Source organism: Dellaglioa sp. CoH-56-MRSF-11, from assembly GCF_056782135.1.
Genome location: NZ_JBXAYE010000034.1, coordinates 1 through 422 on the forward strand (window position 1 = coordinate 1; position 422 = coordinate 422).

The 422-nt window shown below is 65.2% G+C and carries 1 protein-coding gene; it reads left to right on the forward strand.

Annotation, left to right across the window (positions count from 1 at the left end; translation table 11 throughout):
- Positions 1-34: 34 nt before the first annotated feature.
- The coding region (locus AC1RPT_RS07695) for a hypothetical protein (RefSeq protein ID WP_481762969.1) at positions 35-422 on the forward strand (388 nt) is incomplete at its 3' end.

Sequence of the window (422 nt, forward strand, 5' to 3'; positions counted from 1 at the left end):
TCTAGTCTCAGTGCAGCGGCTGGCGGCGTCAACGATGCGGCATTACCAGCTGGCGATCGCGTGGTTTTGTGAGTTCATCTGCTCACCGCATTACGGGTGGGTGCGTGAGTGCGAGGAGCGCTTCGGAACACACCCGACCCAGATCTGTCACGACTGGAACACGCGCCCCCATGTCCAGGATTCCGAGCGTGATCCGCGCCGGCGCCCGCTGACGCGTGGCGAGCTTCAGCGACTTTTCGACCGCGCTGATGACGAGGTCGAGGCACGGTTGGTGGCGGGCCGCAAGGGCGCGGCAGCGGCGTACCGGGACGCAACGCTGCTGAAAGTCGTCTACGGGTGGGGGCTGCGTGCGCGCGAGGCGATCATGCTCGACACTGTGGACCTGTTCCGGAACCCGAAAGTACCGGCTTTCGGTGACCTGG